24 protein-coding genes and 1 tRNA gene are annotated in these 25803 nt (G+C 62.5%); 19 read left to right on the plus strand and 6 right to left on the minus strand.

Features of this window, described 5'->3' with window-relative positions; all coding sequences use genetic code 11:
- The first annotated feature begins 11 nt into the window (after positions 1–11).
- The gene (locus tag GM79_RS14965) at positions 12–710 is read left to right on the plus strand and encodes a PD-(D/E)XK nuclease-like domain-containing protein (RefSeq protein ID WP_035565328.1); all 699 of its coding nucleotides are present in this window, start codon (positions 12–14) and stop codon (positions 708–710) included.
- A 35-nt stretch (positions 711–745) separates the two neighbouring features.
- Positions 746–1066, plus strand: a complete 321-nt coding sequence (locus tag GM79_RS14970) for a YegP family protein (protein WP_035565332.1) — start codon at positions 746–748, stop codon at positions 1064–1066.
- An 81-nt stretch (positions 1067–1147) separates the two neighbouring features.
- Here the strand turns inward: GM79_RS14970 and GM79_RS14975 are convergent, their stop codons facing one another.
- The gene (locus tag GM79_RS14975) at positions 1148–1594 is read right to left on the minus strand and encodes a hypothetical protein (protein WP_035565334.1); all 447 of its coding nucleotides are present in this window, start codon (positions 1592–1594) and stop codon (positions 1148–1150) included.
- A 153-nt stretch (positions 1595–1747) separates the two neighbouring features.
- A complete protein-coding gene (locus tag GM79_RS14980; RefSeq protein WP_035565335.1) occupies positions 1748–2494 on the minus strand; it encodes a hypothetical protein in 747 nt (248 codons plus the stop codon).
- Between the two features lie 364 nt (positions 2495–2858).
- On the opposite strand from GM79_RS14980, the gene GM79_RS14985 reads away from it, so the two are divergent.
- Positions 2859–3053 carry a hypothetical protein gene (locus tag GM79_RS14985; RefSeq protein ID WP_035565337.1) on the plus strand — a complete coding sequence of 65 codons (195 nt, stop codon included), beginning with the start codon at positions 2859–2861 and terminating at the stop codon, positions 3051–3053.
- 312 nt (positions 3054–3365) lie between these two features.
- Here GM79_RS14985 and GM79_RS14990 read toward each other — a convergent pair.
- Positions 3366–3439, minus strand: a tRNA-Arg gene (locus GM79_RS14990).
- Positions 3440–3547: 108 nt separating this feature from the next.
- A complete protein-coding gene (locus tag GM79_RS14995; RefSeq protein WP_035565340.1) occupies positions 3548–4270 on the minus strand; it encodes a TVP38/TMEM64 family protein in 723 nt (240 codons plus the stop codon).
- Between the two features lie 289 nt (positions 4271–4559).
- Between GM79_RS14995 and GM79_RS15000 the strand changes: the two genes are divergently transcribed.
- The 10 genes from GM79_RS15000 to GM79_RS15045 all read left to right on the plus strand — a co-directional run bounded on the left by GM79_RS15000 (position 4560) and on the right by GM79_RS15045 (position 16212).
- On the plus strand, positions 4560–5699 hold the full coding sequence (locus GM79_RS15000; protein WP_035565343.1) for a cystathionine gamma-synthase: 1140 nt from the start codon (positions 4560–4562) through the stop codon (positions 5697–5699).
- A gap of 292 nt (positions 5700–5991) precedes the next feature.
- On the plus strand, positions 5992–6945 hold the full coding sequence (locus GM79_RS15005) for an alpha/beta fold hydrolase (RefSeq protein ID WP_035565345.1): 954 nt from the start codon (positions 5992–5994) through the stop codon (positions 6943–6945).
- A gap of 36 nt (positions 6946–6981) precedes the next feature.
- Positions 6982–7569, plus strand: coding sequence for a DUF7010 family protein (locus tag GM79_RS15010; protein WP_035565348.1), 588 nt, complete (start codon positions 6982–6984; stop codon positions 7567–7569).
- Positions 7566–8723, plus strand: coding sequence for a sensor histidine kinase (locus GM79_RS15015; protein ID WP_051718933.1), 1158 nt, complete (start codon positions 7566–7568; stop codon positions 8721–8723). The genes GM79_RS15010 and GM79_RS15015 overlap by 4 nt, the downstream gene beginning before the upstream one ends.
- Positions 8720–9466, plus strand: a complete 747-nt coding sequence (locus GM79_RS15020; RefSeq protein ID WP_035565350.1) for a LytR/AlgR family response regulator transcription factor — start codon at positions 8720–8722, stop codon at positions 9464–9466. Before GM79_RS15015 ends, GM79_RS15020 begins: the two co-directional genes overlap by 4 nt.
- Before the next feature lie 48 nt (positions 9467–9514).
- Positions 9515–10363, plus strand: coding sequence for a maleylpyruvate isomerase N-terminal domain-containing protein (locus GM79_RS15025; protein ID WP_035565353.1), 849 nt, complete (start codon positions 9515–9517; stop codon positions 10361–10363).
- Between the two features lie 37 nt (positions 10364–10400).
- Entirely contained in the window at positions 10401–11189 is a 789-nt protein-coding gene (locus tag GM79_RS15030; RefSeq protein WP_035565356.1) for an SIMPL domain-containing protein, read from the plus strand.
- Positions 11190–11339: 150 nt separating this feature from the next.
- On the plus strand, positions 11340–12167 hold the full coding sequence (locus tag GM79_RS15035) for a metallophosphoesterase family protein (protein ID WP_051718947.1): 828 nt from the start codon (positions 11340–11342) through the stop codon (positions 12165–12167).
- Positions 12167–12775 carry a hypothetical protein gene (locus tag GM79_RS15040; protein ID WP_035565361.1) on the plus strand — a complete coding sequence of 203 codons (609 nt, stop codon included), beginning with the start codon at positions 12167–12169 and terminating at the stop codon, positions 12773–12775. The genes GM79_RS15035 and GM79_RS15040 overlap by 1 nt, the downstream gene beginning before the upstream one ends.
- 599 nt (positions 12776–13374) lie before the next feature.
- Positions 13375–16212: a TonB-dependent receptor domain-containing protein gene (locus GM79_RS15045; protein ID WP_035565363.1), complete on the plus strand. Its 2838-nt coding sequence runs from the start codon at positions 13375–13377 to the stop codon at positions 16210–16212.
- Positions 16213–16318: 106 nt separating this feature from the next.
- On the opposite strand, the gene GM79_RS15050 is transcribed toward GM79_RS15045, so the two are convergent.
- Together GM79_RS15050 and GM79_RS15055 are read right to left on the minus strand one after the other, a co-directional pair.
- Positions 16319–17320 (minus strand): hypothetical protein, encoded by a 1002-nt coding sequence (locus GM79_RS15050; protein WP_035565366.1) that lies wholly within the window; start codon positions 17318–17320, stop codon positions 16319–16321.
- A gap of 874 nt (positions 17321–18194) precedes the next feature.
- Positions 18195–19199 (minus strand): OmpA family protein, encoded by a 1005-nt coding sequence (locus tag GM79_RS15055; RefSeq protein ID WP_035565369.1) that lies wholly within the window; start codon positions 19197–19199, stop codon positions 18195–18197.
- A 486-nt stretch (positions 19200–19685) separates the two neighbouring features.
- Here GM79_RS15055 and accD point away from each other — a divergent pair, with 486 nt between their 5' ends.
- The 6 genes from accD to GM79_RS15085 all read left to right on the plus strand — a co-directional run bounded on the left by accD (position 19686) and on the right by GM79_RS15085 (position 25802).
- On the plus strand, positions 19686–20588 hold the full coding sequence (gene accD, locus GM79_RS15060) for an acetyl-CoA carboxylase, carboxyltransferase subunit beta (RefSeq protein WP_051718934.1): 903 nt from the start codon (positions 19686–19688) through the stop codon (positions 20586–20588).
- Positions 20589–20706: 118 nt separating this feature from the next.
- Positions 20707–21450, plus strand: a complete 744-nt coding sequence (locus tag GM79_RS15065; protein ID WP_072008626.1) for an OmpA family protein — start codon at positions 20707–20709, stop codon at positions 21448–21450.
- A 245-nt stretch (positions 21451–21695) separates the two neighbouring features.
- Positions 21696–22415 carry an OmpA family protein gene (locus tag GM79_RS15070; RefSeq protein WP_035565520.1) on the plus strand — a complete coding sequence of 240 codons (720 nt, stop codon included), beginning with the start codon at positions 21696–21698 and terminating at the stop codon, positions 22413–22415.
- A 111-nt stretch (positions 22416–22526) separates the two neighbouring features.
- On the plus strand, positions 22527–23906 hold the full coding sequence (locus tag GM79_RS15075; protein ID WP_072008627.1) for an alkaline phosphatase D family protein: 1380 nt from the start codon (positions 22527–22529) through the stop codon (positions 23904–23906).
- Between the two features lie 33 nt (positions 23907–23939).
- The gene (locus GM79_RS15080) at positions 23940–24704 is read left to right on the plus strand and encodes an endonuclease III domain-containing protein (protein ID WP_035565524.1); all 765 of its coding nucleotides are present in this window, start codon (positions 23940–23942) and stop codon (positions 24702–24704) included.
- A gap of 114 nt (positions 24705–24818) precedes the next feature.
- Positions 24819–25802 (plus strand): radical SAM protein, encoded by a 984-nt coding sequence (locus GM79_RS15085; protein WP_035565371.1) that lies wholly within the window; start codon positions 24819–24821, stop codon positions 25800–25802.
- Position 25803: the final 1 nt, after the last annotated feature.

Genomic DNA, 25803 nt, shown 5'->3' on the forward strand with positions numbered 1-25803 from the left:
CGCCCCGTCTCATGTTTACCAATGTCCAGCACCACCCCGCCCTGACCCAGGCCCAGCACCGCGCCTTACCCCACGTCAGCAACACGGACCTGAGCAACCTAAAAAACGAGCTGTTAGGCCTCACCCGCCGGCTCAACCCCGTGGCCCTGGCCTACGGCTCCCACTTCCACACCGCCGTGCTGGAGCCCTTGCACTACGCCCGCACCGAGGAGCGCGGCATCAAGTGGGCCGACCTGGAGCAGCTGGCCCGCCAGGTACGCCGCCAACGCTACTGCCGCGACCTGCTGTATCGGGGCCAAGCCGAACAATCCTACACCGCCACCCACACGGCCACGGGGGTAGGGGTAAAGCTGCGCCCCGACCTGCTGGTACGCAGCCGCGCCGGCCGCCAGCTCACGCTCATCGACTTCAAAACCACCAGCAGCCCCGACCTGGCCCACTTCCTGGCTACCATCGAGAAGTACGACTACGACCGCCAGGCCGCCCTGTATCTGGACGTACTTGGGGCCACCCGCTTCCTCATCATCGGCGTGCAGAAGAAGGCCCCGCACGAAGTGTGGCGCGTCGAGCTGACCGCTACGCCCGGCCTCATCGAGCAGGGCCGCAAGAAGTACAACACCCTGCTGCGCCACCACGCCCGGCAAGCCCACCAGCTGCCCGAAGCCCCCGCGCCGTTTGAAACGCCCGCGCCGTTGGCGCTGGCCGCTTAACTTGCTGCTATTCATTTCACCCACTCTTTTTCTAAATGGCAACTTTCCAAATTTCCCGCACCAGCGGCCAGTACTGGTACCACCTGCGTGCTGACAATGGCGAAATTGTTCAATCCGGCGAGGGCTACACCAGCAAGGTCAGCTGCGAAACCGGTATCCAGAGCGTCAAAGCCAACTGCCATCCCCAGCGCTTCGATTCTTTCTTCAACGCTGGCCAGTACGGCTTCAACCAGATAGCCGCCAATGGCGAAATCATCGGCCGTAGCGAGAAGTACACCACCGCCCAGGCCCGCGACCACGGCCTCCAAGTCGTCATGCGCGAAGCTCCCGAGGCCCACGTTCAGGACATAGCCTAATACCAAGCCATTGCACATAAAAGAGCCCGCTGACAGCTTGTCAGCGGGCTCTTTAGGCTCTAAACAAATCCCTTTAGGGTACTACTCGCTTGCTTCCTCACGCAGCATCGACGCGCTAGTTACCGTCTTCGGCACTGGTGCCACGTCCTGTGCGGGCGCAGCATTCGGTACCAGTGCCTTTGCAGCCTGCGCGGGCAGCACAATCGGCGTACCCATCACCAACTCCCCAAAAAGTGGGTCATTAGGCAGGGGCTGCCCGCCGTTGCCATCCGGGACCTGGTTGAACAGTACCACTTCCTCACCGGGCGTGCTTTGCGCCAAATGGTCCTCCAGTACCTCCTGCCCGCTGTTGGCGTGCAGCGCCTGCGTGAGCAGCGTGTAGGTGCTCACGTCCACGTTGTAGAGCTGGTTCAGTGCGTTCATCTGCGTGGCCGCGTCTTCGGCCGCGCCAATGGCATCGGCCAGCAGTTGGGTATAGCGCCGCGCCTTTTGGTCGGCTTTGGCGCGCAGCTTAATAGCGCGCTTCATGCGCCGCTTAAATTGGGTTTGATAGGCCGTAAGTGCCATGATATTGCTGAATAAAGAATGAGAAATGAAGAATGAGGAATTAGAAACGGTTGCCCTAGATTGTCCAGCGGCAATTCTTCATTCCTAATTCCTCATTCTCAATCGCGGGTCGGTTTAGGCCACGTACTCAATGGCCAGCGGGTTCGTGCTGTTGTTATTGAGAGCGTAGAACTTGCCGTTAATCTGCTGGTAGAAGTTGATGCCCACCACACCCACTACCAGCGAAGCGGCCGCCGGAGCCGCCGGGAAGGTGGCCACCACCGCCTGGTTGGCCAGCGGCACGCTGTTGAGGGGCAGAATGCCCAGCGGCGCGGCCACCACGGCGTTGGTGTAAGTCAGCGTCTCCATGTCCAGCTCCGACGCGGCAAACACCACCTCAAAGTGGGTAGCGCCCTGCGGAGCGGCAATGTCCGAAGCCGGATTCAGCGCCGGAATGCTCATCGTCACCTCCGCGCCGGCCCCCGTCACTTCATAGGGGAAGTACATGGTCTGGCCGATGCCCGAAGCCCCGTTGAAGTCAAACCCGAGCAGCGGGGCCGAGTTGCTGGCGTCAAAGACGCGCTGGCCCCGGTCGTTGGTGTCGTCGAGACCGATGACTTCGCGCATCACCTTCGTGAGCCGTGCGGCCAGGCGGCTGTCGCTGGCCGAGGCAATGGCCACGCGCAGCGAGTCGCGGAGCAGTTTGCTATACTTGGCAGCCAAGCCAAATTCAGCCGCATTTTCACGCGTACGGGCCCGGCTTGGGGCGCTGGCAAAAGCTGCTTTGTTGCTTTGCGGCTTCTGCGAAATGTTGCCATTTTTGTTGAACACCAAGCCACCCACGGTGCCCTGAATGCCTAAAATACCTGTCTGACGTGCCATTATAAAAGGTCGTTGTTAAGAGGTTATAGATTCGTTTTCGTCGTTGGCTGCTTGCGCTTATGCGACCTTGCTACCAGGTGCAGCCCACCCCGTAACGCCGCTGGTTTTTGTCGTTGAGTTTGCGCCGCTGGCTTATCGGCTGGCCGCGCCGCACGCTCCGTATCCGGCCGCTCATGTGCCCGCACCGTGCAGCCCCGTGGGGCCAGTTGGGCCACGCCGACCACCGCTGCGCCGCTACCCATCAGCAGGAGCAGCACCCGCGCAATCAGCCGAGCAATCCGTAAAAATTTCATGCCCCGAACCTACGGCCCCACGAGGAGGGTTGTATATTTGTCTAGCCAACTATACCCCACTAGTACCCACTATGCCCCAGGTTTGTATCTATCCCAAGGAAGCGGCGGCCGTCACCGGCAACGGGTACCAGGCCGGCAAGCGCCTCTTGCAGCGCATCCGGGTGCAACTCGGCAAGCCCACCCGCGCCCTGGTTTCCATCCAGGAATTTTGCGCCTACACCCACCTGCCCGAGCAAGAAGTGCGCGCTGCCCTCAACGCTAAATAAGCCGCCGCTGCACCGGGGCGCGACCGTAGCGGAAGCCTATCAGCAGTGGGAGCGAGGCCGCACCCGCCGCCCTTTGGCGAAAGCGCTAGCAGCCAATCCCACGAAAAAGAGCCACTCCCAGCCAGGAAGTGACCCCAAGTGCCGAAAAGATAGGTTGGCAACTGATGTCCCTCGGCAAAAGCAAAAGTATAATCAGCGTAGAATAAGCCAGAAATATCTTTCCTTTTCTAGCCCGGTCAAGCCCGACTGTCCGATATTCTGTCCGATATAAAAGCAAAAACCCCATTCACAAGCTGTGAATGGGGTTTTTCGTGGTCGTGTAAGGAGTCGAACCTTAAACCTTCTGATTCGTAGTCAGATGCTCTATCCAATTGAGCTACACAACCATTTTCCCGTGTTGGGAGTGCAAAGGTAAGCGGCAAAAATGCGGCTACGCAAGCTGGGAGCATCTTTTTCGTGAATATTTTTTCACGGAGCCCGCAACGCCCTCTAAATCAGGCGTGGTCTGCCGCGTTGGCGGCGCCTTTGCTCAGGGCGCGTTTCAGGGCCTTGTTGAATAAGTAGTAGAGCCCAAAGAACGAGGCGGCCACCAGCCCGATGAGCAGCAGCTTGCCGGTGGTGCCGGTGTCGGGGTCTTTGAGCAGCGTGAACACATCCTGCGCCTTGGTGCCGAGCCAGTAGAAAAACACGCTGCGCGGCAGCATGCCCGCAATGGAAGCCAGCAGAAACGGCCCGCGCCGCACCCGCATAATGGCCAGCACGAACGTCATGAGGGCAAACGGCGTGACGGGCGACACGCGGGTGAGGAAGATGAGCTGCCAGCTGTCGGTTTTCAGCTCCTTCATCACGGCGTCTACCTTGGGGAAGTGGCTGAGGAAGCCCAGCATCTTGCCGTGGTCGAGCAGGGTGGCAATCTGGTAGCCGGTGAGGGCCGCCAGGGCGTAGGCCACCACCATGCCCGGAAAGCCGCTCCAGCCCAGGTAAAAGCCCGTCACCAGCACCACGGCTGTGGTATTAACCAGCGAAAAAGCCATGGCCACGCCCACCAGCACGAAGTAGAGCAGGCTCTGGCCGGTGGTGAGGTTTTCGAGAAACTGCTGGTTCTGGTAGAGGATGAACGTGAGCGACGAGCTGCCCACCAGGGGCACCGCCACCAGCAGCAGCATGGACAGCAGGGTGGAAAAGTTCTTTTGGAAAAGCTCGCGCAGGAATTTCATAGGCAACAAAAGTAGGGGCGGGCCGCCCCACCGGAGCCGGAAAGCGCCCCGGCGGGCGGCCCGTCCCGGACCTGTACGCACCGTGGGGCTTGTTGGCTGCCTGGCGGGGGGGGAAAGGCGGAAGGCGACCTGCGCGTTGGCGCACCCTGCCACCAGCCCCGAGGCCGGGCATAACCTTCGCCCCGCGTTTGGGCTTTGCCTTAGCGGGCCGCCGTAACTTGCCGGCCCAAGGCGGCTGGCCCAGCCCGGTCGCCCTGCTGTTTCCTGTCAAATTTCCGCTTCGTTTCCTATGAAATTCGCCACCAAAGCCATTCACGCCGGCGTGCACCCCGACCCCGCCACCGGCGCCATCATGACGCCCATTTACCAGACCTCGACCTACGTGCAGACTTCCCCCGGCCAGCACAAAGGCTACGAGTACTCGCGCACCCACAACCCCACCCGCACCCAGCTGCAAAACGCCGTGGCGGCCCTCGACAACGGCAAGCACGGCCTGGCCTTCGCCACCGGCATGGCCGCCATCGACTGCGTGGCCAAGCTGCTGCAGCCCGGCGACGAAGTGATTTCGACCAACGACCTGTACGGCGGCAGCTACCGCATTTTTACCAAAGTGTACGAGCCGCTGGGCATCAAATTCCACTTTGTGCCCATGCACGACATGGAAGCCGTGCGCGCCGTGGCCGGCCCCAAAACCAAGCTCATTTGGGTGGAAACCCCCACCAACCCGCTACTCAACGTCATCGACATTGCCGCCGCTGCGGCCGTGGCTAAGGAGTGCGGCGCCCTGCTGGCCGTGGACAACACCTTCAGCACGCCCTACCTGCAAACCCCCATGGACCTGGGCGCCGACATCGTGATGTACTCGCTGACCAAGTACATGGCCGGCCACTCCGACACCGTGATGGGCGCCCTGGTGGTGAATGACGACGAGCTGCACGAGCGCCTCAGCTTCTACCAGAACGCCTGCGGCGGCACGCCCGGCCCCCAAGACTGCTTCCTGGTGCTGCGCGGCCTCAAAACCCTGCACATTCGGATGCAGCGACACTGCGAAAACGGCCGCGCCGTGGCCGAGTACCTGCGCCAGCACCCCAAAGTGGAAAAAGTGTACTGGCCCGGTTTCGAGAACCACCCCAATCACGCCATCGCGGCCAAGCAGATGCGCGACTTCGGCGGCATGATTTCCTTCGTGCTCAAAGGTGACAAGAAAGAAGATGCCATTGCCGTGCTCGAGAAGTTCCAGTACTTCACCCTGGCCGAAAGCCTGGGCGGCGTGGAAAGCCTCAGCGGCCACCCCGCCAGCATGACGCACGCCAGCATTCCGGCCGAGCAGCGCCGCAAGTCCGGCCTCTCGGACTCGCTCATCCGCCTGAGCGTGGGCATTGAGGACGCCGAAGACCTGATTGAGGATTTGGCGCAGGCCATTGGGTAGCTACCCCATCCCCTAGCCCCTTCCCCTCCGGGGGAAGGGGAACTAGAGCTAGTTCTTAGCTTCAAAACTCTGTCTGCTTTAAAACTAGGGATAAAAACTAGTCCCCCTTCACCCGGAGGGGAAGGGGCTAGGGGATGGGGTCCCGCACCAGGTTGTGCCATTAGGCCTTCCGGTTCGGCGGGGTTTGCGCCCGTTCGCGGGGCAGAATCCCCGTTGGCAGGAATTGCCTTTGGGGCCGGAAAAGGGAGGGGTAGGTTTGAGCCATCATTCACTCCTAACCGTCCCTAACCCCATGAAATACGCTGCCCTCCGCCGTGCTTTTGCCGCCCTGCTCTTGGGTACCGCCCTGGCCCAGCCGGCTGCTGCCAATACCCTGGCTGCCGTTTCGCCCGCCACTTTCACCGCCGATAATCCCGCCGCTCACCCCAGCTTCGTGGTGCGGGTGGTGGGCAAGGGCCGGCCGGTGATTCTGATTCCGGGCCTGACCTGCCCCGGCGCGGTGTGGGACGAAACCGTGGCCCGCTACGCCAGCCGCTACCAGTGCCACGTGCTAAGCCTGGCCGGTTTTGGCGGGGTGCCGGCCCCGGCCAGTACCACCGTCGGGGCCGATTTCCTACCCGAAGTGCGCGCCGAGCTACTGGCCTACATCAAAACCCAGCGGTTGGACCGGCCCGCCATCATCGGCCACAGCCTGGGCGGCTTTATGGGGCTGTGGCTGAGCACCGCGCAGCCCGACGCCATCGGCCCGCTCGTAATCGTGGATTCGCTGCCTTTCCTGGCCGCCATTCAAAACCCGACCATGACGGCCGAGGCCGCCAAACCCATGGCCGACGGCATGCGCCAGCAAATGAGCGCCGGCCGCATGCCCGCCGCCCAGCAGCAGCAGATGGTGGCCGGCATGGCAACCGACACGGCCTGCCAGCGCTTGCTGGCCCGCTGGGGCCAGGCCTCGGAGCCCGCCCGCGTGGCGCAGGCCATGTACGAGATGTACACCACCGACCTGCGCGCCGACCTGAGTACCATCAAGCAGCCCGCGTTGGTGCTGGGGGCCTGGGCCGCCTACAAACCCTACGGCTCCACCATGGAATCGACGCGCGCCATCTTCGCGGCGCAGTACGCCCGGCTGCCACAGCATCGCATCGAGATGTCGGAGGCGGGCAAGCACTTTTTGATGTACGACGACACGGCGTGGTTTTTTCAGCAGACTGATGCCTTTTTACAGGCTAACTACCCGGCCCGCAAGTAACTGCTTTTGCTTTTCTCACTTCTTTTCTGCTAAGCTATGTCTGCTGCCCCCACGCCCGCCTATTTTTTGAATCAGCTCCGGTTGGAGCTGTCGGTGAAGGCCAAGAATGGCCTTGACTTTATTCTGGCCGCGCTGGTGGTGTGGTCGGCCATTGCGGGCGTGTGGTTGCTGCCCAACCCGGCCAGCCGCAATAGCTTCATCACGTTCTTCGTGGGCGCGCTGATGCTGCCGCTGGCCCGGCTGCTCTCGCGGCCGCTGCGCACCACCTGGACGTTGCCGCACAACCCGCTGCAGCCGTTGGGGCTGTGGCTGAATTTTGCCCAGCTCTTCTACTTTCCCCTGCTGATGTTTATGTTCGGGCGTTATCCGCAGCACTTCATCATGGCTTACGGCATTATTACTGGCGCGCATTTCTTCCCGTACGCCTGGTTTTACCGGGCTCCGGCCTTCGCCGTCATGGCCGGGGTAATCAGCGGGGGCTGCCTGGGGCTGGGGCTGCGGCTTGCGCCCGGCCAGCTCTACCTGATTCCCGCTTTTGTAGCCGCGTGCCTGGCCGTGCTGGCGGCGCTGCTCGTGCATTCTTACCGCCAGAACCAGCGCGCCTATCAGCCCGTGGCCTCATGAATACAGAGCCAATCCGCCCCCAACCCACGCTGGCCGTGCCACCGCCCAGCCGCTACTACTGGCGCACCCAGCTGCTGAGCTGGAGCGCCTACGCGGTGTTCAACCTGATTTTGTTCAAGGTATTCGCGGGCAAAGCGGCCGGTGCCTGGGCCTGGGTGATGAGCGGGGTGATTGCCGCCGCGCTGCTGGGCGCCTCGCACTTGCTGCGCCAGCTGGTGCGGGGCCGGGGCTGGCTGAGCAAGCCGCCGCTGGCGCTGCTGGGCCGCCTGCTGCTGGCCAATGCGCTGCTGGCCGTGGGCAGCGAGGTGGTTATTGGCCTGCTGGCCTGGCTGCTGCTGCCGCGGCCGGCGGCCAGCCAAAGCCCGCAGGGCTGGCTGCAGTACGTGGGCTACGCCCTGAACATGAACATCATGCTCTGGCTGTGGGCGGCGGCCTACGTGGGCTGGCACTACCTGCAGCGCTCGCGTCAGGCCGAGGTAGAGAAGTGGCGGCTGACGGCGGCCGTGCGCGAGGCCGAGCTGAACACGCTGCGCGCCCAGCTCAACCCGCATTTTCTCTTCAATGGCCTCAACAACATTCGCGGGCTGGTGAGCGAGGACCCGGCCCGCGCCCGGCAGGCCCTGGCGCACTTGGCCGAACTGCTGCGCTACGTGATGCAGCACAGCGCCACGCCGCTCGTGCCGCTGGGGCAGGAGCTGGAAATTGTGGCCGATTACCTGGCCCTGGAGGCCCTGCAGCTGGAAGACCGGCTGCACTATTCCCTCGACGTGGACCCCGCCGCCCGGGCCGTGCCGCTGCCGCCGCTCACGGTGCAGCTGCTGGTCGAAAACGCCATTAAGCACGGCGTGGCCCCGCGGCCGGCCGGCGGCTCGGTGGCCCTCACCGCGCAGCTCGACGCGGCCGGTTGGCTCTGCCTGGTCGTGCGCAGCCCCGGCCGCTTCAGTCCCGCCTCGGCGGCGGCGGGCAGCGGCCTGGGCCTGCGCGGCTTGCGCGAGCGCCTCACCCAGGCTTTTGGCCCGGCCGCTGAGTTTGAGCTGGCCAACGACCCCGCCGCGCCTGATGCCGTGCTGGCTACCCTGCGCCTGCCCGCCCCCAAAGCCGAATTGTCGGCGGCCTCCATTCACCCATTCGCTCATTCATCCATTCCCCAATGAGAGTGCTGCTCGTTGATGATTCGCGCCTGGCCCGGGCCGAGCTGCGCCGCCTGCTGGCGGCTTTTCCCGACGTGGTGGTGGCCGGCGAAGCCCGCAACGCCGACGAGGCCCGGGCGCTGCTCGCGGCCCAGCCGGTCGATTTGCTGCTGCTCGATATTCACATGCCCGGCGAAACCGGCTTTGAGCTGCTGGCCTCGCTGGAAGCCGCGCCCCCGGTGGTGTTCACCACGGCCTACGATGCCCACGCCCTGCGCGCCTTCGAGGTCAACGCTCTTGACTACCTGCTGAAGCCCGTGCAGGAGGCGCGCCTCACCGCTGCCCTGGACAAGGTGCGCGCGCAACTGCCGGGTGACCTGCAGGCTCCCGTTGCCGCGCCTGTCGTCATGGCCGCGCCCGTTGCTCCGCTCAGCGGGCACGACCAGGTGTTTGTGAAGGATGGCGAGCGGTGCTGGTTTGTGCGGCTGAGCGAGGTGCGCCTCTTCGAAATCAACGGCAGCTACACCCGGATTTACTTCGACCAGCACCGCCCGCTCATTCCGCGCACGCTGGCCCAGCTCGAAGCCCGCCTCGACCCAAAATTATTCTTCCGGGCCAACCGCCAGCAGATTATCAACCTGAGCTTCGTGGCCGGCGTGGAGCCTTGGTTCAGCCACAGCCTGCGCCTGACGTTGCGCGGCGGCGCCGAAGTGGTGGAGGTGTCGCGCCAGCAGTCGGTGCGCTTCCGGGAGCTGCTGAGCCTGTAGCCTTGGGAGGAGTGCAGCCGGCGGCCGGCTTTCGTAGTATTATTGGGCATGACGCCCCGGCCGCCCGTACCCATCGAAGTCCTGCCGCTGTTTCCGGTGCTCGACCAGCGCCTCCTGGAACTGTTGCGCTCCCTGAGTCCTGCCGACTGGCAGCGGCCCACTCTGGCCCGGCTCTGGACGGTGAAGGACGTGGCCGCGCACCTGCTCGACGGCAACCTGCGCACCTTGTCGATGCTGCGCGACGGGTATTTTGGGGAGAGCCCGCCCGAAGACCCGGCCACCTACGGCGGGCTGGTGAGCTACCTCAACCGCCTGAACGCCGACTGGGTGCGCGCCGCCCGTCGTCTGAGTCCGGCGGTACTCATCGAGCTGCTGGAGCAGTCCGGGGCCGAGTACACCGCCTACCTCAATACCCTCGACCCGTGGGCGCCGGCCGCCTTCGCCGTGGCCTGGGCCGGCGAGACGGAGTCACGGAACTGGTTCCACATTGCCCGCGACTACACCGAGAAGTGGCACCACCAGCAGCAAATTCACGCCGCAGTGGGTGGGCCGGGACTGGTGACCCCAGAGCTGTTTCGGCCTTTCGCCTCAACGTGCGTGCAAGGCTTGCCCCACGCTTACCGCGACGTGGCGGCGCCGGTGGGCACGGTGGTTCAGGTAACAATAGAAACAGTCGTGGGCGGCATGTGGCAGCTGGAGCGCGCGGCCCAGGAGTGGCGACTGCGCGACTCCGGCCCCGGCCCCGGTGCCACCGCCGAAGTGATATTACCTCCTGAGGTGGCCTGGCAGCTGTTTACCAATGGAATGAACCCGGACCAGGCGCGCGGCCGGGTTCAGCTTCGGGGCCAGCCTCGGCTCGGTGAAGCCGCGCTGCACTTGCTGGCTGTGATGGCCTGAGCGGCGGTATCAGGGGGGATTTGCGAACCGGGTTTATATGAAACGCGCCGGGCTGCCGTTGTCAACGGCCCTGGCTTTTATATTCGGCCCCGACTTCACGCCTAATTCCACATTTGACATGCGCTGCCTTTTTCTGCTGCTTCTGCCGCTCGCTCATCTTTCGGCCGCTCAGGCGGTGGCGCCTTCGCTGGCTCATACCATCTTAGTACGCGGCACGGCCGAGCAGGAGCTGGACCCTGAGAAGCTGGATTTGCTGCTCACGTACCGGTTTTCGGACAACGTGAAGGAGAGTGGCCGCACGCAGGAGCAGGAACTGGGCCTGCAGCAAGTGCTGAAACAGGCGGGCATCGCGCCCGAAAAACTGGTGCTCGAAGACCTGAGTGCCAGCGGCTACGGCGGCATGTCGAAAACCGTCAACGCCACCGTAGCCCTCACCAAAGTGTACCGGCTGACGCTCGATAACCCCAAAATCCTGAACAGCCTGATTCCCCGACTGGTGCAAACCGGCGCTGATAACCTGCGGGTGGTGAACCTGGAAAGCAGCCGCATGGACGCCACCCGGCTGGAGGTGGCCGGCCGGGCCGCCGCCGCCGCCCGTCAGAAAGCGCAAATCGTGGTGAAGCAAGCCGGCGGGCAGCTGGGCAGCGTGGTAGCAGCCGTGGAGGTTATTCCGGGGACGACGCTGAGTGAAGAGCTGCTGGAAGGCTATCGGAAAATGGGTTCTGATAAGTACAAAGCGTCTGAAAATCAGGCGCAAATACCGACTCCCAACCTGCGCAAAATCAAGGTGCAGGCGGTGTACGACGTGGTGTTTGAAGTGAAGTAGCGCTTTTGATTTTTCGCACATTCGGTTGTCAGTTTTCGGCGGAATATTGCCGCCGCTTTCGGTGCTAATCCGGCTGTGCCAGCCAACCAACCGTTATCGATACCAGTTTAACGGTTGTTTGCTAAGGCCGGCCGCACACCAATGATATTCATGTCACCACTATTTAAGCTATGGCACTGGGGCCGTGTAGCGCCCGTGGCGGCCTTGCTGCTAACTGGCTGCGACCGGCTGGAATTCAGCCCCAACGACCACCGCGTGCCAGAGGAATTCACCGACCTCACCCAGAAAAACCTGGCCCGGCTGCAAGCCCGGCCGTTGGCCGCCGCCGACACCCTGCGGTTCGTGTTCACCGGCGACTCGCAGCAATTTTACGACGAAGCCGAAGCCCTGGTGGCCAGCGTGAACCAGCAGCCCGGCATCGCGCTGCTGCTGGTGGCCGGCGATATTTCCGATTTTGGCCTGGCCCGCGAAATGCGCTGGGTGGACGAGAAGCTGCGGAAGCTAACCGTGCCCTATCTCACCGTGGTGGGCAACCACGATTTGGTGGGCAACGGCCGCGCGGCCTATCAGCACGTTTTTGGCGCCCTGAATTACTCGTTCGTGTATGGCGACACCAAGTTTATTCTAGTCGATACCAACGGCCGCGAGTATAATTTCAACGGGCAGGTGCCCGACCTGGGCTGGCTGCGGCCCCAGCTGGCCACCCTCGACGGGGCCCGGCGGCAGGTCGTCGTCTCGCACGTGCCGCCCACCAATTCCGATTTCGACCCCGCCCTGCGCCTGCCCTACGCGCAGGCCCTGCGCGACGCGCCGGGTTTGGTATTCGAGATGAACGGCCACAACCACCAGTCCACCATCGGCCAGCCCTTCAACGACGGCGTGACCTACGTCAATTCCAGTGCGTTTTCGGAGCGTCGCTACATGGTGGTCACCGTGTGGGGCGACCGGGAGTTCCGCATCAAACAAGTCGCTTTTTAATGAAAGCGCCATTGCTTGCTGCCCTGCTGCTGGCCACGGGCGCGGCCCACGCCGCCCCGCCCGATACCACTGCCCGGCCGCCGCGCCCGTGGTTCCGCCCCCGTCACGTGGTGCTGCAAACCGGCGGCGGCCTGGGCATGGTGGCCGGCGGCGCGGGCTACGTCCTCCTCAAAAACCGCCTCGAAACCGACCTGCTCATCGGCTACGTGCCCCGGCGCTACGCCGGCTCCGCGCTCGCGCTGGTCTCGCTGAAGGTGATGTACTCGCCGTGGCAGCTGCGCGTGGCCGAACGGGTGCGGGTGGTACCGGTCACGCTGGGCGGCTACCTCAGCTACACCCACGGCACCCTCAACGACGGGCAAAAGGGCCAGTACCCGAGAGACTACTACTGGTTTTCGACCGACACCCGCTACGGGGCGCTGCTGGGCGGGCGGGTGGCCTGTCTGATGGCCCCGCTGGCGGCTACCGGGCAGCCCCGCAAGCTGGCCTTCTGCTACGAGCTGGGCACCAATGACCTGTACGTGGCCACCTACCTCACCAACCGCGGCGGCGCCATTGGCGTGGGCCAGCTCGTAACGCTGGCCCTGGGCGTGAAGGTGGATTTTTAGCTTTGGCGCCGGGCATTTGGGGCCACCGGTCTGGGCCGCTGGCGTCCGGCCGGGGGCAAGCGCTGGGTTCGTGCTTCCCCTTTTTTCTGCTCCGTTTGCCACCTGCGTGCCGTGCTCTTTCAGTAGGGCGAATGGTGTTGCTGGCGTGAAATATGACGGTAAGAAATAACGGAATAAACAATCAGGCTTGGAATTCCTGTTGAACAGGAGAAAACGGACCTTCGCACTCACTGGCCGCCAAATTCCAGCTGATGCCTTGACCACAGTTGCACAATTAAATTAAGAATGGCTGAGTGGTTGATTCAACGGGCCAATGAGTTGTACATTTCCGGAATATAGTTTGGTTGTAAGTCGTCCTCATTCCGACGGTAGGCTGACTTGTTTGCTCCGGTTCGCTCCGCGTTTTCTTTCCTAACCCAAGTTGCGGCCTACCAAATTAAGCCCCGTAGGGGCAACATGCCGGTAGAAAATCACGCAAAAAAAAGACCAAAGTCCCGTCGGGGCGACACTCATTCAACAAGTGTCGCCCCGATGGGGCTGTGGTCCGCAACTTGAGTTTTCTAGCACTTTTCTATTACCATTTCACCAATTTTTTTCGTATGAAAAACACGTTACTCCTCCTTCTGTTGGTCCTGATGGGACTGACGGCGCACGCCCAGAAAATAACTGTGAGTGGCCGCGTGGTTGGTGCTTCTGGAGAAGCCCTACCCGGTTCCACGGTGCTGGAACGGGGCACTACAAACGGTACATCAACGGGCGGCAACGGCGATTTTTTGCTCTCGGTAGCGCCCAACTCGACCCTCACGGTGCAGGCCATCGGCTTCGCCACCCAGCAAATTCCGGTGAGTGGCCGCAGCAGCATTGAGGTGCGACTGGTAGCCGCTGCCCAGGACCTCAACGAGGTGGTGGTGACTGGCTCGCGGGCCACCGAGGGCCGTTCCAATATCCTTACCACGGCCCCGGTCGACGTGATTTCGGCCCGCGAAATCAAGGCGTTTGCCCAAACCGATGTCTCGCAGGTGCTCACCTTCGCGGCGCCCTCGTTCCAGTCGTCGCGCCAGGCTATTTCCGATGGCACCGACCACGTGGACCCCGCCAGCCTGCGCGGCCTGGGCCCCGACCAAGTGCTGGTGCTCGTGAACGGCAAGCGCCGCCACAACTCGGCGCTGGTCAACATCAACGGCACGGTGGGCCGCGGCTCCGTGGGCACCGACCTCAACGTGATTCCCCTGGCCTCCATCAAGCGCATTGAGGTGCTGCGCGAAGGCGCGGCCGCGCTCTACGGCTCGGATGCCATTGCCGGCGTTATCAACATTCAGCTCAAAGACGACTCCACGGGCGTGACGGCCAGCGCCACCGGCGGCCAGCACTACGAAGTCGATGGCCGCGTGTTTCAGGGCGATGCTAACGTGGGCATCGGCCTCGGCGGCCGCGGCTACGTGGACGTGAGCGGGCAGTTTCTGAACCGTGGCTACACCAACCGCACCTTTGAGGACACCGCGCCCCTGATATACCTGGGCAGCGGCGGCAACTACCCCGGCAGCGCCAACACCGAGCAGCTGCGCCGCGCCCTCAAGGCGCAGGACGACCAGCTGGTGCGCGAGCGCGGCTTCGACCGCAAGAACATGCGCGTGGGCAACTCGGAGTCCCGCAACATCGGGGGCTTCGTGAACGCGGCCTACCGCCTCGGCGCCGGCATCGAAGCGTACGTGACGGGTGGCGTAACGCACCGCACCGGCAAGGCCGCTGGCTTCTACCGCCTGCCCAACCAGGCCGCGCAAAGCGACCTCTCCCTCTTCCCCAACGGCTTCCTGCCCTTCATCAACACCACCATCAACGACCAGTCGGCTATTACCGGCCTGCGCGGCACCATCGGGGGCTTTGCCGCCGACCTGAGCAACACTTACGGCCGCAACGAGCTGCGCTTCGACATCAGCAACACGGTGAATGCCTCGCTGCCGCAGGTGCCGGGCGTGCGCAACCAAACCGAATTCTACGCCGGCCAGCTGCAATTTAGCCAGAACACGACCAACCTGGGCTTTTCGCGCAAGTTCAACAACCTTGGCCCGTTGGCTACGCTCAACCTGGCATTTGGCGGCGAGTACCGCGTCGACCGTTTTCAGATTGAAGCGGGGGAGCCCAATTCCTACCTCAACGGTGGCCGCCGGACCGGCGTTACGCCTACTTCGGCGGGCGCGCCCACGGCCTCGGGCGCGCAGGTGTTTCCGGGCTACCAGCCCAGCGACGAATTGGATGAGTCGCGCAACAACGTGGCCGGCTACCTGGACCTGGAAAGCGACATCACCGAGAAGCTGCTGCTGCGCCTGGCCAGCCGCGCCGAAAACTACAGCGACTTTGGCTCCAACGTGAGCGGGCAGGTAGCCGGCCGCTACAGCATCCTCGACGGGCTCGCCATTCGCGGCTCGGTGGGCAACGGCTTCCGGGCTCCCTCGCTGCAGCAGCGCTACTTCACCAACACCAGCACCCAGTTTGTGAGCGGCATCGCCAACCAGGTGCTCACCGTGAACAACGACGACCCCATCGTGCGCAACAGCCTCACCAGCACCGGCCAGAAGGGTTTTGGCGTAGGCCCGCTCAAGCAGGAAAAATCGGTGAACTACAGCCTGGGCATCACCGCCCGCGTGGCCCGCACCCTCACCCTGACCGTGGATGCCTACCAAATCGACATCGACGACCGCATTGTGCTGTCCTCACAGTTTGCCAAAACTCCTCCGCCGGCTGCCGGCCAGCCGGTTCCGCCGCCCACCATTATTGACCAGATTCTGGCTGGCCGCGACGTGAGCCGCGTGCAGTTTTTCGCCAACGCCATCAATACCCGCACCCGCGGCATCGACGTTGTGGCCAACGAGCGCCTCACTTTTGGCAGCCACCGCCTGGGCCTGACGGTGGCCGCCAACTTTACCGAAACCAACGTGCGCAGCATCAACACCTCGTCCAGCACCATCAACGAAAACGCCAGCCTGCAGAACACGTTGTTCGACCGCCAGCAGCGCACCCGCATCGAGTCGGCCCAGCCCCGCAGCAAAGTCAACCTGGCCGCCAACTACGGCCACGACGGTTTTAGCGTTGAGCTGCGCACCGTGCGCTTCGGCGAGGTGGTGTTCCGCGACGCCGACCCGACCCGCGCCGCCCTCGTTGACCAAACTTTCTCGGCCAAGTGGATTACCGACTTGTCCGTGAGTCAGCAGGTAACTAAGCAGCTCGGCATTACCATCGGCGCAACCAACCTGTTCGACGTGTACCCCGACAAATTCCGCCTGAACTCCCGCAACAACCCCAACAACTTCTCGGTAGACCCAGCCACGAGCTTCAGCTCCGGCCTCGACAACACCAACCGCAACCGCTTCGTGTACAACGCCAACCAGTTCGGCTTCAACGGCGGCTACTACTTCGCCCGCTTGAATTTCACGCTGTAGAAGAACAGGTTCCGATTTTCATAAAAATGCCAGCTCCGGTTTCGGGGCTGGCATTTTTAATGGCTACAGTTGGTAGACGGACCTGTAAAGCAGTTCAGCAACCTTTCTACTGGCCGGTGTAGGATAAACGTGCCACTTGAGTGCCACGCAGGTTGCGAGCCAGGTAGAGGCCGGCGGGCAGGCTGCTGGCTGGGCGCCATCGGATGCTGCCGTCCGTAGCAGTAGCAAGGTGGGCTACTATCCGGCCCAACTCGTCGAGAATCACCACGGGCTGGCTGCCTTTTTCGGCAAGCTGAAAGTGGACTTCTTCCCGAAAGGGCACCGGATACGGTTTCTGCGCCAGCGGCTGGCGCGTCCGGGCTGCCAATGCCGGCCGCAAAGGCGCTACCACAAACCGAATGGTTTGGGTAGTGATGCCTTTGCCAGGACAAGCATCATCAACGGCAGTAGCGGTGAGGATGTAGCGGCCGGGCGCCTGTAGTGCCGGCACCTGCCAGGTAAGCTGGCCCTGCCCGTTGCCCTGGGCCTGGAACGTAACGCCTGGCACCTTGCCGGCGGCTTCGCTCATTAGCTGCACGGTTTGGCCCGCGTCGGGGTCGGTAGCGGTGAGGTCGAGCGCCACTGTTTGGCGCTGCGTCACGGCAATGGGTTGGCCCAGCAGCTGGCCAGTGGGGTTGCTGGTTAAGGCCACACGGCTAAATATCGGTGCCTGGTTGCTACTGGTGCTGATTCCGTACACCATGTCGCGGTTGATTTGTCCTATTCGCTGCCAGTCTCCGTTTATTTTTCGGTACTCATTCACAGTAACCGCGACCATGAAAATGCCTTGCTGAATGGGGATTGCGCGCGTCAGTAATTCGCCGGTGGCGGCGTTCAGCTCAAAGTGCGGGGCCACGGTACTGCCGGCAACCAACTCCCCACAGGTTGATGCCGAGAAAGGGGTCGACCTAGGGCGCACCAACTCGTAGGTGAGCGAGTCGCCTTCGCTGTCGAAGGCGCTCAGGCTATGGCGTGGCGTCTGATTGCCGACCACCTGAATAAGGTAGTGCGAATTGAATTTGGGGGAGGAATTTACTAAACCCGTGGAGTTGTCGAGCGTGGCTGCCACGAAAATGGATTGGTCGGCGGAATTCGGAAGATTAACAACCCCCCTTTGCCGGTTATCACTGTTGATGCTCAGCGTCCATTGGGCGGGTGGTAAGTCCACTTCTCCTTCAATCACCCGGATTTGATAGGGGGGAGGATATTGTGGCACCTGGCACTGGGAAATGGGCTCCGGCAATGTGCGAGCCAGGGTGAGCAGGGTGATGAAACTGCCCGGTAGCGTATTGCCGCACTCATTTTTGCCACAAGTCAAGGTATATGCCTGGCTTTGGACTACTGAAGTGGCATCGTGAAAAATCCAGGCCGAGACACGGTAGCGATGCGGAGCACTAGCCGTCCCAATGTATTCGTACACAAGCTCTGCGCCTAATGTATGCGAAGCCCAGGCCGCCGTAATGTTTCCAATCCAGCTTAAAGCAACAAGCAGGCTGATGATGAGTAGAGATGTACGCATGGCAGTGATAGAAATTGCTAAGTGTGGAATGGGAGCGCACAGCCAAAGGTTGGCAACTCTACGAATAGCTGATAACGCGAATGTACTTTCAGGGTAATGTACAATTTTTAATTTGCTTAATCTTAGGCCGGGATTACCTGCAAAAGCAAGCCCCAACCTGGCTGAGCCAAATTGGGGCTTCGTGTTAGCCTGCGCCGAATTTACCTGCCCGCCCGCCTACTTGGCCGAGGAGCTGCTGGTTACGCTGGCCGGAGTTTGAGCGCAGCGACAACTCCGCGCCGCTGGTTGTGCGAGTTTGTAACTCGCCTGCTGAACGAATGACTGCACGCGGGCGAGTTGCAAACTCGCATTACTGCCAGGCACGGAGTTGTCGCTGCGCTTAAACTCCGGCCAGCTTACAGGACTGGCGAATTTACCCACCCGCCTATTTAGCCGAGGAGCTGCTGTCCAGAATCTGAAACAGGTCGTCGAGCTTGGGCGTGAGGATGATTTCGGTGCGGCGGTTCAGGGCTTTGTTAGCGGGCGTGTCGTTGGCCGCCACGGGCACGTACTTGCCGCGGCCCGACGCCGTGACCCGCTCCGGCGGCACGCCGCTGGCGGTGAGCAGGCGGGCAATTTCGGTGGCGCGCAGGGCGCTCAGGTCCCAGTTATCCGTCAGGCCGGCCGTGCCGCGTGCTATGGGCACCGAGTCGGTGTGGCCTTCCACCACCACGTTCACGTCTTTCTGCTCCTGTAGCACGGCGGCAAGCTGCTTGAGGGCCTCCTCGCCCTTGGCGTCCACTTTGGTCGAGCCCGACTTGAAGAGCAGCTGCTCGGACAGCGACACGTACACTTTACCGTCTTTGAGCTTCACCTGCAGGTCGCTGGAGTTGAAGCTGAGCAGGGCCTTGCTCACGCGGGCGCGCAGGTCGTTCACGGCCTTGTCCTTGTCGGCCAGGGCTTTGGTGAGCTCCGTCAGGCGGGCTTCACGCCCCTGAAGGTCGGCGGCGAGACGGTCGTTTTCGGCCTTGCTTTTTTGCAGCGACACGTCCAGCGCGCCCAGCTCGGCCTCGCGGCGGGCCAGGTCGCGGGCCACTTTGTTGTAGTCCGACGACTTGTTGGCCAACTCCCGGTCGCTGTTTTTGAGCAGCTTGTCGTAGCTGCTGGTGAGGTCGTTGTAGAGGCCGCGGGTTTTGCGGTAAGCGGCCCCGGTTTCGGCCGAGTCCGTGACGAGGCGTTTTTGGGTGAGGCGCAGCTGGGCCAGCTCATCGGTGGCTTTTTGCAGCTCGGCGGTGGCGCCGCGGTACTGGCGCTCGGCGGCGGCTTTGCCGTCGGCATCGGCCTTCTGGCGGGCACTCAGGTCGTCGTATTTTTTGGCGGTTACGCAGCTATTGAGCAGGGGAGTGGCCAGCAACGAGAGCGCCAATAAGGCGGGGGAGAGATTTTTCACGGGCGAAAGGCGAAACAAGCAGCAGCAGTGGCAGCCAGACTACCCGGCCGCATTTGGAAGGCCAAGGTAGCGCCTGGCGCGCTGCCAGCGCCCCATTGAGTTCAATCCGCACGGCATTTCAGGCGCATTGGTCCACCTGGTAGCCCGCCGGAAAGTGCGCGAGCTATTCTTTGTTGAGGGTGTTTCTCCTGCTTTTGAGCGGTTCTGGTTCTGCCATTGGCCGCATTTATTCGGGGCCGGCCTAATTCCGGGCTGCAACGCTATTCAGGGTTCTTATTCCCGAAGGACGGGCCCTGTTCCGTGCCGTTCAGGGCGGGTGGTTGCAACCCAAAACCGTCGCGGCGTAGGGCCGTTTGGAGCAATTGGCGAGGCGCCGGCGCCGGGAGTGCGATAGGCTTGCGCTTCACAAGCCTGATAATCCCTTACTTTTGACCCTGCAATTGTAATTCTAACTACTAGCTCCCAGCTAAAAACCCCATTCCTAATATGTCCTGGTTTAAGCGCGTAGAAAAGGGCATCGTCACCCCCACCGACCAAAAAAAGGAAACACCGGACGGCCTCTGGCACAAGTGTCCCGAGTGTAAGTCGGTGGTTACCATGGCCGAACATAAGCGCCTGTTGCACGTGTGCGGCCCCTGTGGCCACCACGACCGTATTGACGCCGCCGACTATTTCGACTTTCTCTTCGATGGCGGCCACTTTACGGAGCTCGACGCCAACCTGACTTCGGGTGACCCGCTGCGTTTTATCGATACCAAAGAATACCCCAAGCGCCTGGTGGCCACCGAGCACAACACGGGCCTGAAAGACGCCGTGCGCACGGCTCACGGCGTGTCGGCTGGCCAGCCGCTGGTGGTGGCGGCCATGGATTTTAAGTTTATTGGCGGCTCGATGGGCTCGGTGGTGGGCGAAAAAATTGCCCGCGCTATCGACTACGCCCGCCAAACCCGCACGCCGTTTCTGATGATTTCGCGCTCCGGCGGCGCCCGCATGATGGAGGCCGGCTATTCGCTGATGCAGATGGCCAAAACGTCGGCTAAGCTGGCCCTGCTTTCGGAAGCCGGTGTGCCCTACGTGAGCTTGCTCACCGACCCCACTACGGGCGGTGTAACGGCCTCGTTTGCCATGCTGGGCGACTTCAACATCGCTGAGCCCGGCGCGCTGATTGGGTTCGCGGGCCCCCGCGTTATCAAGGAAACCATTGGCAAGGACCTGCCCAAAGGCTTCCAAAGCGCCGAGTTCGTGCTGGAGCACGGCTTCCTCGACTTCATCGTGGACCGCCGCGAGCTGAAGCAGCGCCTGGCCGACCTGCTGGGCATGCTACAGCCCGTGCTAGCCGCTAGTCCGGCGCCTCGCGAAGCTCGTAGAACATCCCAAAAAGCCCAATAAAAGGCTGTTTTGAGGCACTTTTGCTTTCGGCATACTTATTGAAAGGCCCGTTTCCGTTACCGGAACGGGTTTTTCCCGTATAAGCCCAAAAATATAATCACCCATTTTCTTTTTCCCCATGAACACCTCCAAATCCCTGCTTTCTGTGCTGATGGCCTTCGTGCTATTGTTCAGCTCCTGCGCCACCTCGCAGCCGACTGGCACGCAACCTGACCTTTCGACTAACAACGGCACCGGCGCACGCAAAACCGGCATGAGCAAAACGGCCAAAGGCGGCCTGATTGGCGCCGGCGGTGGCGCAGTGGCCGGCGCTATCCTGGGCCGCGTAATTGGCGGTGGCAAAGGCACGGCTATTGGCGCCATCGTGGGTGCCGCTGCGGGCGGTGCCACCGGCGCCATTATCGGTCGCAAAATGGACAAAGCTGCCGAAGACCTGCAGCGCGACATGCAGAACGCCAAAGTTGAGCGCGTGGGCGAGGGCATCAAAATCACTTTCGACTCGGGCATTTTGTTCGACACCAACTCGTCGAGCCTGCGCCCTGCTTCGCTGAGCGAAATTGATAAAATGGCCGCCGTACTGCAAAAATACCCCGACACCAACGTGCTCGTGGAAGGCCACACCGACGCCAGCGGCTCGGACGCCATCAACCAGCCCCTGTCGGAGCGCCGGGCCCAGGCCGTGGCCGGTGAGGCCATCGCCCAGGGCGTGGCTTCGAGCCGCGTGACCACTCAGGGCTACGGCTCGTCGCAGCCCATCGCCGACAACGCTTCGGCCGAAGGCAAGCAGGCCAACCGCCGCGTGGAAGTTGCCATCTACGCCAACGAAAAGATGAAGAAAGCTGCTGAAGACGGCCGCTTGTAAGCACCGATTCGTGGCAGGACCGGCCGTTGCCTCGCAGCAAAGCCCGACCTGAAACGTTAAAAAGGCCGCCCGAACAGGCGGCCTTTTTTTTGGCAATTTTTTGACGGTCTATGTTTACACGCGTGAGGGTTAAAGCTGAGCTAAACGAGTTTGGCAAGGTGGTTGCAAATGGCGTACTTGCCGGCCCGTTGCGCCTGCGGCGGGCTGTTGCCGGCCACTTATTTTTTACGATTACTTCCTCACCCATGAAATACTTCCGTTCGTCGTTCGCCTTCCTGCTGGCGCTGTTGCTGCTGGGGAACACCTTTGCGCAGGCCCAAACTTCTACCGTATCCACGGAGCGCCCCAAGGGCACCATGAGCAAAACCCTGAAAGGCGGCCTGATTGGCGGCTTGGGTGGCGCGGTGGCCGGTGGGGTCGCCGGCCGGCTGATTGGCGGCAAGAAGGGCACGGCCAAAGGCGCCATCATCGGGGCGGCCGTGGGCGGTGCTGGCGGCGCGCTCATCGGTCGTCGCATGGACAAGCAGGCCGCCGAGCTGCGCCGCGACCTGGAAGGCGCTACCGTGGAGCGCGTGGGCGAAGGCATCAAAATCACCTTCGCTTCGGGCATCTTGTTTGGTACCAACTCGTCGAGCCTGACCAGCGCGGCGGCGGGCAACATTGACCAGCTGGCCGCTACCCTGAAGAAATACGCCGATACCAACGTGGTGGTAGAAGGCCATACCGATGCCAGCGGTTCAAACGCCATCAACCAGCCGCTGTCGGAGCGCCGGGCCCAGGCCGTGGCCAACGAAATCACCTCGCAGGGCGTGGAAAGTGCCCGCATTACTTCCACCGGCTACGGCGCCACCATGCCCGTGGCCGACAATACCTCGGTTTCGGGCAAAGCGGCCAACCGTCGCGTAGAGGTAGCCATTTTCGCCAACGAAAAAATGCAGAAAGCCGCCAAGCGTGGCCAGCTGTAAAAATCTGCTCGCCGTGCCTGGCACGGTGGCATCAATAGAAAACGGCGGTCCAGCTTCGGGCCGCCGTTTTTTTTGTGCGCCTGCTCTGAAGGAAGGAGCGTAGTTTTGGGCATGAAACTACTCTTTTTCGCAAAGTGTGTGCTGGTTGCCGTGCTGGTGCCGGGCGCCCTGTTGGCCCAGCCCCGCAAGGCCGCCCCGGCCCGGCCCAAACCCGTAGTTATGGCGTCGGCACTGCTGCGCTCGGGCCCCATGGTGGGCTATTCGGAGATGCGGGAGGTGGCGCTGTGGGTGCAAACCACGGGCCCCGCCACCGCACAGATTGAGTATTGGGACAAAGAGAAACCGGCGGTGAAGTGGCGCACGGCCCCCGTGGCCACCAAGGCGGCCAGTGCCCACACGGCCCACCTGCTGGCCGACCAGGTGCAGCCCGGCCGGCGCTACGCCTACGCCCTGTACCTGAACGGCCAGCGCGTGGCCCGGCCCTACCCGTTGGAATTTCAAAGCCAGGCCCAGTGGCAGTGGCAGCAGGACCCACCCGATTTCAAATTTGCCATGGGCTCGTGCGTGTACATCAATGAAACGCCTTATGACCGGGCTGGCCCCGCATACGGTGGCGACTACGGCATCTTCACCAGCATTAATGCCCAGCAACCGGACTTTATGCTCTGGATGGGCGACAATACCTACCTGCGCCCCGCCGACTGGAATACCCGGACCGGCATTTACCACCGTTACTCTCACTCGCGCGCTCTGCCCGAAATGCAGCCCCTGCTGGCGCGCACGCACAATTACGCCATCTGGGACGACCACGATTTCGGCCCCAACGACTCGGACCGCAGCTACGTTGGCAAGGCCACCACGCTGGAGGCGTTCAAGGACTTCTGGGCCAACCCAAACTACGGCCAGGAAGCGGGCCAGGGCATCGGTGGCACGTTTGAGTGGGCCGACGTGCAGGTGTTTCTGCTCGATGACCGGTGGTTTCGGGCGCCCAATGGTTACAACCAGAAGGAGGGCGCCTACCTGGGGCCGGCGCAGCTGAACTGGCTGCTCGATGCCCTCACCGCCAGCCGGGCCACGTTTAAGCTTATTGCTGTGGGCGGGCAGGTGCTGAATCCGGCCAAAGTATTTGAGAACTACAGCAACTACGAGCAGGAGCGGGCCACGCTGCTGCAAGGCATCGCCGCCCGTAACATCAGCGGCGTGGTGTTTCTCGACGGTGACCGGCACTTCACGGAGCTCACCAAGCTGGAGCGCCCCGGCACGTACCCGCTCTACGATTTCACCTGCTCGCCCCTCACCAGCGGCGTGGCCACCAGCGCCGGCAACGAGGCCAATACCGGCCGGGTAGCGGGCAGCCTGGTACTGGAGCGCAACTTTGCCGTGGTGGCCGTGAGTGGCCCGCTGGCGGCCCGGCAGCTGCGGATTTCGGTGCTGAACAAGGCTGGCCAGCCGCTTTGGGAGCGCACCATCGCGGCGGCGGAGTTGAAGTGACAACCCCGCCGCGGCTTCGGTGGTACAATGCCCATGCCTGCTACCTACGCCTCCCCGGCCGCCGAAAAGGCCCGCGCCGACCACGAAATTCTGAACGCCTTCTATGGGCCCGTGCCCAAGGCGCCCCGCCGCACGCCCATGCGCGAGCTGATTTCCACCGTGCTCTCGCACCGCACCACCCACGCCGACGAGGAGCTGGCCTACGACCGCATGCTGGCCGCTTTTGGCGACTGGCCGGGCGTGCTGGCCGCCCCCACGGCGGCCCTGGCTCAGGCCATCCGTACCACGCGCTGGCCCGATACCCAGGCGCCGCGCATTCAGGAGATTCTGCGGCGCATTGCGGCCGAAACCGGCGGAGCTTTCGAGTTGGACTTTTTGGCTGAGTGGCCGCTGGACCGCGCCATGACCTGGCTCATCGACATGCCCGGCATTGGCTTGAAAACGGCTTCGCTGCTGCTGCTTTTCAACTTTCGTAAGCCCGTGCTGCCCGTTGATGCGCACGTGCACCGGGTAGCGCAGCGGGTGGGCTTCCTGGGGCCCAAGGTGTCGGTCGAAAAAGCCCACGCTGTGTTGCCGCCCCTGCTGCCCGCCGATGCCGAAGCGTTGTTCAACTTCCACAAGCACAACTACTGGCACGGCCAGCAAATCTGCTTCTTCCAGCGCCCCAACTGCCCGCGCTGCCCGCTAAAAGGATTCTGCAATTATTACCAGGAACACTACGGCGCCGCCACGGCCGAGGTCCTGGCCGCCACCCCCGCCCAATGGGACCCCGCCGCCTGGGGCCAGCTGCCGCATTAAGGTTTAGCTGTCAGCCTTTAGCTATTAGCTGTTAGCTTCGTTATAATCGCCAACCTTCGTTCCAAAGGGAAAAAAGCTAATGGCTAACAGCTATAGGCTATTAGCTTAAAAAAAATGCGCCTCGTCAAGCATCCCGTCCTCTGTAATTACTACGTCACGTACCGCTGCAATGCGAAGTGCGCGTTTTGTGATATTTGGGAGAAACCCTCGCCCTATATCACGCTGGACGACGTGACGCAGAACTTGCGCGACCTGAAGCGCCTGGGCGTGTCGGTGCTTGACTTTACCGGCGGCGAACCGCTGCTGCACCGGCAGCTGCCCGAGTTTCTGGCCCTGGCCCGCCAGATGGGCTTCATCACCACCGTCACCACCAACGGCCTGCTTTACCCCAAAAACGCGGAAAAGCTGCGCGGGCTGGTCGATATGCTGCACTTTTCGCTCGACTCGGCCGACCGCGACACCCACGACCTGGGCCGGGGCGTGGCCTGCTACGATTTCGTGCTCGAAAGCATCCGCGTGGCCAAGGAGTTGGGCGAGCGGCCGGACATCCTTTTCACCGTGTTCCGCAAAAACCTGGCGGACCTGGAGGCCGTGTACCGCGACATCACCCAGCCCAACAACCTGGTCCTCATCCTGAACCCAGCCTTCGAGTACGGCGATGTGGAAACCGGCGAGCAGCTCACGCCCGAGGAGCTGGACTACCTCTCCGCTTTCGGCAAGCGGAAGGGCGTGTACCTCAACGAAGCCTTCATTCAGCTGCGGCGCGACGGCGGCAACCACGTGGCCGCGCCGGTGTGCCGGGCCGCCAGCACCACGCTGGTCATCTCGCCCAGCAACGAGCTGGTGCTGCCCTGCTATCACTTGGGCGAGCAGAAATTCCCCATCGAAGGCAAGTTGTTTGACCTCTACAATGCGCCCGAAACTCAGCGCCTGGCTGCCCTGGAAGGCCGCCTGCCCGCCTGCGAGGGCTGCACCATCAACTGCTACATGCAGCCCAGCTTCGCCGTCGAAACCAGCAAGTACTTCTGGCAAGCCCTGCCCAGTACGCTGAAATACAACTGGGAAAAAGGCACGTGGAAACGATTGCTTGTGCGGTAAG

This window comes from Hymenobacter sp. IS2118 (genome assembly GCF_000715495.1).
Taxonomy (GTDB): Bacteria; Bacteroidota; Bacteroidia; order Cytophagales; family Hymenobacteraceae; genus Hymenobacter.

Bases quoted from the DNA above. Each gene is read 5' to 3' on its own strand.
- GM79_RS14965 (WP_035565328.1), top strand. From the start codon at position 12: ATGTTTACCAATGTCCAGCACCACCCCGCCCTGACCCAGGCCCAGCAC.
- GM79_RS14970 (WP_035565332.1), top strand. From the start codon at position 746: ATGGCAACTTTCCAAATTTCCCGCACCAGCGGCCAGTACTGGTACCAC.
- GM79_RS14975 (WP_035565334.1), bottom strand. From the start codon at position 1,594: ATGAAGCGCGCTATTAAGCTGCGCGCCAAAGCCGACCAAAAGGCGCGG.
- GM79_RS14980 (WP_035565335.1), bottom strand. From the start codon at position 2,494: ATGGCACGTCAGACAGGTATTTTAGGCATTCAGGGCACCGTGGGTGGC.
- GM79_RS14985 (WP_035565337.1), top strand. From the start codon at position 2,859: ATGCCCCAGGTTTGTATCTATCCCAAGGAAGCGGCGGCCGTCACCGGC.
- GM79_RS14995 (WP_035565340.1), bottom strand. From the start codon at position 4,270: ATGAAATTCCTGCGCGAGCTTTTCCAAAAGAACTTTTCCACCCTGCTG.
- GM79_RS15000 (WP_035565343.1), top strand. From the start codon at position 4,560: ATGAAATTCGCCACCAAAGCCATTCACGCCGGCGTGCACCCCGACCCC.
- GM79_RS15005 (WP_035565345.1), top strand. From the start codon at position 5,992: ATGAAATACGCTGCCCTCCGCCGTGCTTTTGCCGCCCTGCTCTTGGGT.
- GM79_RS15010 (WP_035565348.1), top strand. From the start codon at position 6,982: ATGTCTGCTGCCCCCACGCCCGCCTATTTTTTGAATCAGCTCCGGTTG.
- GM79_RS15015 (WP_051718933.1), top strand. From the start codon at position 7,566: ATGAATACAGAGCCAATCCGCCCCCAACCCACGCTGGCCGTGCCACCG.
- GM79_RS15020 (WP_035565350.1), top strand. From the start codon at position 8,720: ATGAGAGTGCTGCTCGTTGATGATTCGCGCCTGGCCCGGGCCGAGCTG.
- GM79_RS15025 (WP_035565353.1), top strand. From the start codon at position 9,515: ATGACGCCCCGGCCGCCCGTACCCATCGAAGTCCTGCCGCTGTTTCCG.
- GM79_RS15030 (WP_035565356.1), top strand. From the start codon at position 10,401: ATGAAACGCGCCGGGCTGCCGTTGTCAACGGCCCTGGCTTTTATATTC.
- GM79_RS15035 (WP_051718947.1), top strand. From the start codon at position 11,340: ATGTCACCACTATTTAAGCTATGGCACTGGGGCCGTGTAGCGCCCGTG.
- GM79_RS15040 (WP_035565361.1), top strand. From the start codon at position 12,167: ATGAAAGCGCCATTGCTTGCTGCCCTGCTGCTGGCCACGGGCGCGGCC.
- GM79_RS15045 (WP_035565363.1), top strand. From the start codon at position 13,375: ATGAAAAACACGTTACTCCTCCTTCTGTTGGTCCTGATGGGACTGACG.
- accD (WP_051718934.1), top strand. From the start codon at position 19,686: ATGTCCTGGTTTAAGCGCGTAGAAAAGGGCATCGTCACCCCCACCGAC.
- GM79_RS15065 (WP_072008626.1), top strand. From the start codon at position 20,707: ATGAACACCTCCAAATCCCTGCTTTCTGTGCTGATGGCCTTCGTGCTA.
- GM79_RS15070 (WP_035565520.1), top strand. From the start codon at position 21,696: ATGAAATACTTCCGTTCGTCGTTCGCCTTCCTGCTGGCGCTGTTGCTG.
- GM79_RS15075 (WP_072008627.1), top strand. From the start codon at position 22,527: ATGAAACTACTCTTTTTCGCAAAGTGTGTGCTGGTTGCCGTGCTGGTG.
- GM79_RS15080 (WP_035565524.1), top strand. From the start codon at position 23,940: ATGCCTGCTACCTACGCCTCCCCGGCCGCCGAAAAGGCCCGCGCCGAC.
- GM79_RS15085 (WP_035565371.1), top strand. From the start codon at position 24,819: ATGCGCCTCGTCAAGCATCCCGTCCTCTGTAATTACTACGTCACGTAC.